The following is a 6,895-nucleotide window of genomic DNA, read 5'->3' as shown; positions in this document are numbered from 1 at the left end:
AACACCACAGTGTGGTGGCGATAGCGAGAAGGATACACCTGTAACCATGCCGAACACAGAAGTTAAGCTTCTTAGCGCCGATTGTAGTGAGGGGTTGCCCCTTGTGAGAGTAGGACGTCGCCACGCTGATGTTATTCCGGCATAGCTCAGTTGGTAGTAGCGCATGACTGTTAATCATGATGTCGTAGGTTCGAGTCCTACTGCCGGAGTAAAAGTAGATGTAAGAAATATCATAAGATATTTCTTACATCTTTTTGTTTTGAGCAGGACTTTAGATAATTTTATTAATATATGCTAGCATGCTTTTGTAAGAAAAAGAAAGAGGGCGTATTAGTTATGTATCTTAAAATTACGGAACAAGCACAAGAAAGATTACAAAAATATATTGATGAAGGCGCAACAGTTATATTGGATTTAGATGATGGCGTTGGGGAATATTCTAAAATGGGTGTTTGCTCTTTAGATACTAGTTTTCGTTTACTTCTTCTTGATAAAGAACAGAGAAAAAATGATTATAAACTCCAATTAGATAGTGATATTGGGGATGTTTATATAAAAGATTATTCAAAAATGTACATGGATGAACATATGACCCTTTCTTTAGATCCACGTCTAGGTGTATTTACTCTTGAAAGCCCAAGTGGTTCTTTAGACAGTCATGTTCAATTAGTAGATCTACGACCAGAAAAATTCTCTGGCATGAAACAATAATTTTCTCTTCATTGATCCATGATCCATAAAACTAGTCTCAATCAAGCTGTATTGAAAAAACAAGACAACATTCTTACCATGGTAAATAAAAAAGACGACACATTTTGTCGTCTTTTTTTAAATTAACTATTTTCGATAAATACTAACATATATTGTACTATTGTCTCTGGTTTTTCTTTATTCAATTCATGTTTTCCGTTTTTAATAAAGAGTAGCCGGCTATTCGTTGAAAGTTTATATAAACGTTTTGCTGCTGGTTTATTCGCATGATCTTTGGTACCACATAAAATCAATTTAGGAAGTCGTGATGTACGAATCTGTTTTTTGCAGTCTAATGTTTCAAGTGAACGAAGTAGGGTAAGGGTTTGTTTTTTAGATAGACCTAATTTTTCAAATATCTTAGAAGGTATGCAGTAAAAATAAATATTCTGGAAAGTAAGCAATAAGCGATTAGGAGACTCAAATTGTGGAGCGACTAAAACAACCTTTTTTAAATATGGAGAAGGAGTTGCAAGATAGTTTAAAGCAATAACAGCGCCTAAAGATAATCCACATAAAATAAAAGGTTCCTTTATCTGATTCAATTGTACTTCGATGTACTTGGTTAAGTCGTCTAAAGTAGCAGTGTCTGTGCTGTTTAAATGATTGAACAATGAAAGACTTTTGCAAGAATAACTATTGGGTAGATAAGAGATTACATCTTTCCATGATTGTTCGTCTTGGCCTAGACCATGCAAAAAAACAATTTTCATATTGCTCTCCTTTTTATAGTTATCATATAGACTTTCTTTGTACTATTAAAATATAAACATTCATTTCTTATGTCATAAAATAAAAAAACAGCGCAGACACATTGTTAAACCAACATGCTGCACTGTTTAAGGAAGCCACTTGCCGGGCTTGAACCGGCGACCTCTTCCTTACCATGGAAGCGCTCTACCAGCTGAGCTAAAGCGGCATTATCATTAATACAAATAATAGGATAACGAATATTAATGTATTTGTCAACAGAATTTTTTCGAAAAAATGTGTTTCTCTAATAGGAAAACAGATTTTAGAAAAAATAAAAATAACAAAAAATGCGAACGGTTTCTTTGATAATATAATAAAAAAATTCAAAAAAAGTATTGCGTTATTTAGAAGAAATTGATATTATATTCATGTACTTGATTCCGGCATAGCTCAGTTGGTAGTAGCGCATGACTGTTAATCATGATGTCGTAGGTTCGAGTCCTACTGCCGGAGTAAATAAAGCTTATGCAAAGAAAAAGAAATCCAATCACTTGGATTTCTTTTTCTTTTATTATTATGATGAATCAAGCTTTCTGTTTTTGTCACGTATGTTGTAATCTTTACGAAAGAGTAGAGTTGGCTACTCATAATCAACCATACTTCCCATCATCGCTAAATACGAAATAAATCAGCATTCCTACACCAATCAAAGCACAAGCTGCACCAAGAAAAGGGATGACATTCTCAAAGTTATCTGTATTCATAAGTATGCCACCACCCACAAACAAAAAGCCGCCAGCAATCAGGTTTTTCATTTTATTCATCTCCTTTCTTACGTTATAGTATTTCCTTCTTTCAATGAGTATTTTGAAAGCTATCTTATTGTATGATGTTCTTCTAGGCCTCTTCTTTATTATACAGGCCATTTTCGTTATCTCATAGAAATATTCCTTTTTATCTGAAAACTATTGTATACCGTATGACATTTTTCTTCATGAAGTTGTAAGTATATTCTCATTCAAGTGAAATTTTCATCATAGAAGAGATTGTATTTCTAAATTCTTAAGAGTAAAATACGAAGTATAACTTGGATTTGGAAGGATGATTGGATGAAAGCTATTACGCCTGATATGACAACAAAATTTAACAAACAGTTTCAAGCAAATATCAAACAGCAGGCATTGCAGCGGGCAGTTGTGAAGAACGGAATTACCGCTTCTGCTGAAAATGTTTCAGCACATGTGGAGAATACACCGGTATTTTCTATAGATTTGGCTACGGGGAAAGTGGCTAATCAAATGCAATCGGGGCGTTGCTGGATGTTTGCTGCACTGAACACATTCCGTCATAAGATGCTGAATCAATTCCATTTAAAAGAGTTTGAATTATCACAAAATTACACTTTTTTCTGGGATAAATATGAAAAGGCAAATTATTTCTATGAAAACATCATTGCAACAGGAAAAGAGGCAATCGATAGCCGGAAAGTAGCTTTCTTACTCGCTACTCCTCAACAAGATGGCGGCCAATGGGATATGATCGTTTCATTATTCCAAAAATATGGCGTTGTGCCTAAATCGGTGATGCCGGAAAGTGCGAATAGTTCAAATTCTCGAGATTTGAATAACTATTTGAACAAATTACTGCGTAAAGATGCAGTAGTGTTACGGAAAATGGTTGCTCAAGGAGAAACATTAGACGCTATTGAAGAAAAGAAAGAAGAAATGCTAGAAAGCATTTATAACTTCTTATCTATCTCATTAGGAACACCTCCAAAAGAATTCGATTTTGAGTACCGCGATGAAGAAAAGAACTATCATCTTGACCGAGGACTGACACCACAAATTTTTTATGATAAATACATCGGTGTAAAATTAGATGATTATGTTAGCGTGATCAATGCACCAACAAAAGACAAACCATTCAATCGTTCTTATACAGTAGAGATGCTAGGAAATGTCGTTGGCGGGAAAGAAGTCAAATATCTGAATGTTGATATGGAAACTTTCAAAAAATTAGCGATTGCTCAGCTTGAAGAAGGAGAATCTGTTTGGTTTGGTTGTGATGTAGGTCAATCTTCTACTAGAACTAGTGGCATCATGGCCTTAGATGCTTATTCAATGGATGATCTATTTGATACGGATTTTACAATGACTAAAGCTGAACGTTTAGATTTTGGAGAAAGTCTGATGACCCATGCGATGGTATTGACCGGTGTTGACTTAGTAGACGGGCAATCAACAAAATGGAAAGTCGAAAATAGCTGGGGCGAAAAAGTTGGAAAGAATGGCTTCTTCGTTATGAGTGATGCCTGGATGGACGAATATACGTACCAAATCGTTGTAAGAAAAGATTTATTGACGAAAGAGCAATTAAATGCGTTCAATGAAGAACCAATTGTTCTATCTCCGTGGGATCCAATGGGCGCTTTAGCATAGACGAGTATTTCAATGAAGAGTATGTAGTAAAGATAAAAAGAGCTGGCTTAAGCCAGCTCTTTTTATCTTTAAAGTCCATTCCCTGTTTTTTATGGTCCCTGTGCTATAATTCTAAATAAAGGATAAGGATTGGAAATAATCTTTTTATCATTAAAAAATATGATGACGAAGTAGAATAAAATTGGGAGTAGGGGGGAAAGTCATGGATATCCAAACTGTTTTATCTGATCTGAAATTAAATGGTAAAGTGATTCCAGTTGTTGGTGGCGATGTTAATCAGACCTATCGTATAAAAACCGAACATCGTGCTTATTTTTTAAAAATCCATCCGAATGTAAAAAAAGGATTTTTTGAAGCAGAAGTAGACGGATTAAAAGAACTGTCAGCATTCGTACGTGTACCGGATACGTATATGCTAGGTGAAACAAGTGAAGGCGCTTATTTGTTAATGGAATGGATCGAGCCGGGAAAAGGGGATCAACGAGATCTTGCTGCAGCTTTAGCTAATCTCCATCAGCAAACAGCGCCACAATTTGGTTTTCGTAAAGATAACTATTTGGGTACACTTGTTCAGAAAAATTCTTTTGAAGAAGATTGGTGGACTTTTTTCTTTAAAGATCGGCTTGAATCCCAGATTTCTTTGGCAGAAGAAACGAATCGATGGAATGTACAGCGTCAAGAAAAGTATCTGCGATTTAAAGAACGTGTATTGAAATCGGTTGAACCAAAAAAGATCACTCCACGCCTCTTGCACGGAGACCTGTGGAGTGGTAATGTGTTCTTTGACCAGCAAGGGCATCCAGTTTTTGTCGACCCAGCTGTTTCTTATGGGAATCGGGAACAAGATATTGCAATGAGCCAGTTATTCGGTGGTTTCCGACCGGAATTTTTAGATGCTTATCAAACTATATTTCCATTAGAAAAGGGATGGAAAGACCGACTGCCGATTTACCAGTTATATTATCTTTTGGCACATTTGAATATGTTTGGAGAAAGTTACGGTTCCCAAGTAGATCAATTACTAGAAAATTTTTAAGAGGAGGGCGTGTTTTTGGCAAAAAAATATACCAAAAAGCATGAAGTTTCATATTATGAGTGTGACATCAACCAAACGATGACATTTCCTTCGATGTTAGGAGTAGTTATCAAAACGTCTGAAGATCAAAGCGACCAGTTGGGAAGAGGCAGTGAATTCGTCAATAGCTTTGGACTTACTTGGGTCATCACGAATTATTCCATGGAGATTAATCGTCTCCCTAGAGTCGGTGAAGTAATCTCAGTAACGACTCAAGCCATGGAGTACAATAAGTTTTTCTGTTATCGGAACTTCTGGATCCATGATGAAGATGGGAAAGAATTAGTCAAAATAGAATCTGTTTTCGTATTGATGGATTTTGTGAATCGAAAAATGAGCAGTGTTAATGAAGAGATCATTGCTCCTTTTGAGAGTGAGAAGATCAAGAAAATCAAGCGTCAGGAAAAAATTGAAAAGATTGATTCGGGCTTCATGTTGCCATATCGTGTTCGTTTTTATGATATCGATAGTAATCAGCATGTTAATAATGCGATGTATTTTAATTGGATCATTGACGTATTAGGATATGACTTTTTGACTACGCATGTTCCAGAAAAAGTAATTATTCGATTTGATAAAGAAGTAGAGTACGGGAATGAGATCGAAAGCCATTTTGAACAAATCCCTATCGAAAATGGTGTCAAAACAAAACATGAAATCCGAATGCAGGAACAGCTGTATTGTGAAGCAAATATTATATGGAAAAATAAATAAAAAAGAGGTTGTGACAGAAGGGGTCAGCTTCAAGAAATAAGAAGAAATTTACGAAAATTGTTTCTCAAATTTTTGTAAATTTTCGACTTAGTTTTCGAAGAAGCTATTTTTGTCACAGCCTCTCTTTTTAAGTTTAGCTATTAGATATTGTTTAGTTTTGGATAAACGAAATCAATTCTTCACCCGACAAACCATAGTTTACAGCAATCAATAGTTTTAAACGTGCTTTTTGACTATTAATACTGTTACAGAAAATAATCCCCATTTTTTCTAGTTCTTTTCCCCCGCCTTCATAATCATAAACAGGCTCAGCTATTCCATTGAAACAACGAGAAACAAGTACTACAGGGATTTTTTGGACAAGAAGCTTTTCCAAAGCAGCTAAGGCTTGTGGAGGGAGATTCCCCGCACCTAAAGCTTCGATTACCAAACCGTCTACTTTCGTATGGGCGATGGCTTCCAATAAGTCCCCTTGCATCCCAGCATATGCTTTAACGATCGGGATAGTCCCATCTACAGCGGAAATGTCCAGTCGCTTTGTTTCTAAAAGTTCCTGCAAGAATAAAATTCGATTCTTAGTTACTAAGCCGATGGGACCCAATGTAGGTGTTCGGAAAGTAGCAACATTTGTGGTATGGGTCTTTGTCACGTAGCGTGCAGAATGGATCTCATCGTTCATGACCACCAAAACCCCCTTATCTAGCGCTTCTTCACAACTTGCGACACGAATCGCACTTTCAAAATTATAAAGGCCGTCACTTCCAAGTTCATTACTTGAACGCATTGCCCCAGTCAAAACAATTGGTAATTTGTCGCCAATCGTTGTATCAAGAAAAAAAGCAGTTTCTTCTAATGTATCTGTACCGTGTGTGATCACCACTCCGGATATACCTGATGCATAAGCGGATAAGATACGTTCTTTTAATACCAACATGTGAGAAGGCATGATGTGTGGTGAGGGAAGATTGAAGATATCTTCAACTAATAATTCTACATGCTTGGGGATTGTGATTTCTGCATCTAATAATGGGTTTGCCACATCAGGACTAACACCGCCCGTGAGCATGTTTTCTTTCATGGCGATCGTTCCGCCGGTGTGTAGTACAAGTATTTTTTTCATTTTACAGACTTCCTTACGAATAATTTTGCATAGCCGTTAAATCTTATTGTATACTATATAAAAGAGTTTTGCTATCAGTGAAGAATAACGAATAGCCTAACTTAT

7 protein-coding genes, 3 tRNA genes and 1 rRNA gene are annotated in these 6,895 nt (G+C 36.1%); 7 read left to right on the top strand and 4 right to left on the bottom strand.

Annotated features, from left to right (window positions below; all coding sequences use genetic code 11):
• Nucleotides 1-10 precede the first annotated feature (10 nt).
• The 3 genes from rrf to OS138_RS11090 all read left to right on the top strand — a co-directional run bounded on the left by rrf (nucleotide 11) and on the right by OS138_RS11090 (nucleotide 711).
• Nucleotides 11-126, top strand: a 5S ribosomal RNA gene (rrf, locus tag OS138_RS11100).
• A 9-nt stretch (nucleotides 127-135) separates the two neighbouring features.
• A tRNA-Asn gene (locus tag OS138_RS11095) sits at nucleotides 136-209 on the top strand.
• A 127-nt stretch (nucleotides 210-336) separates the two neighbouring features.
• Nucleotides 337-711, top strand: coding sequence for an iron-sulfur cluster biosynthesis family protein (locus OS138_RS11090; protein ID WP_002298848.1), 375 nt, complete (start codon nucleotides 337-339; stop codon nucleotides 709-711).
• A 122-nt stretch (nucleotides 712-833) separates the two neighbouring features.
• Here OS138_RS11090 and OS138_RS11085 read toward each other — a convergent pair whose 3' ends face one another.
• Both OS138_RS11085 and OS138_RS11080 read right to left on the bottom strand, forming a co-directional pair.
• The gene (locus tag OS138_RS11085) at nucleotides 834-1,463 is read right to left on the bottom strand and encodes an alpha/beta fold hydrolase (RefSeq protein ID WP_325070116.1); all 630 of its coding nucleotides are present in this window, start codon (nucleotides 1,461-1,463) and stop codon (nucleotides 834-836) included.
• Between the two features lie 133 nt (nucleotides 1,464-1,596).
• Nucleotides 1,597-1,669, bottom strand: a tRNA-Thr gene (locus tag OS138_RS11080).
• Nucleotides 1,670-1,882: 213 nt separating this feature from the next.
• Between OS138_RS11080 and OS138_RS11075 the strand changes: the two genes are divergently transcribed.
• Nucleotides 1,883-1,956, top strand: a tRNA-Asn gene (locus tag OS138_RS11075).
• Nucleotides 1,957-2,093: 137 nt separating this feature from the next.
• Here OS138_RS11075 and OS138_RS11070 read toward each other — a convergent pair.
• On the bottom strand, nucleotides 2,094-2,258 hold the full coding sequence (locus OS138_RS11070) for a hypothetical protein (RefSeq protein ID WP_325070115.1): 165 nt from the start codon (nucleotides 2,256-2,258) through the stop codon (nucleotides 2,094-2,096).
• Between the two features lie 294 nt (nucleotides 2,259-2,552).
• Here OS138_RS11070 and OS138_RS11065 point away from each other — a divergent pair, with 294 nt between their 5' ends.
• From OS138_RS11065 to OS138_RS11055, 3 genes are all read left to right on the top strand, one after another.
• Nucleotides 2,553-3,881 carry a C1 family peptidase gene (locus tag OS138_RS11065; protein WP_002327205.1) on the top strand — a complete coding sequence of 443 codons (1,329 nt, stop codon included), beginning with the start codon at nucleotides 2,553-2,555 and terminating at the stop codon, nucleotides 3,879-3,881.
• A 202-nt stretch (nucleotides 3,882-4,083) separates the two neighbouring features.
• Nucleotides 4,084-4,917, top strand: coding sequence for a fructosamine kinase family protein (locus OS138_RS11060; protein ID WP_002287963.1), 834 nt, complete (start codon nucleotides 4,084-4,086; stop codon nucleotides 4,915-4,917).
• Between the two features lie 15 nt (nucleotides 4,918-4,932).
• Entirely contained in the window at nucleotides 4,933-5,670 is a 738-nt protein-coding gene (locus OS138_RS11055; RefSeq protein WP_002287962.1) for an acyl-ACP thioesterase domain-containing protein, read from the top strand.
• Between the two features lie 151 nt (nucleotides 5,671-5,821).
• On the opposite strand, the gene OS138_RS11050 is transcribed toward OS138_RS11055, so the two are convergent.
• Entirely contained in the window at nucleotides 5,822-6,790 is a 969-nt protein-coding gene (locus tag OS138_RS11050) for an asparaginase (protein ID WP_002298855.1), read from the bottom strand.
• Nucleotides 6,791-6,895 lie beyond the last annotated feature (105 nt).

Origin of the sequence: Enterococcus sp. E5-37 (assembly GCF_035726925.1) — a bacterium.
GTDB classification, from domain to species: Bacteria; Bacillota; Bacilli; order Lactobacillales; family Enterococcaceae; genus Enterococcus_B; species Enterococcus_B faecium.
The sequence above is the reverse complement of the archived record's forward strand: the minus strand, read 5'-3'. Positions and strand labels throughout refer to the sequence as shown.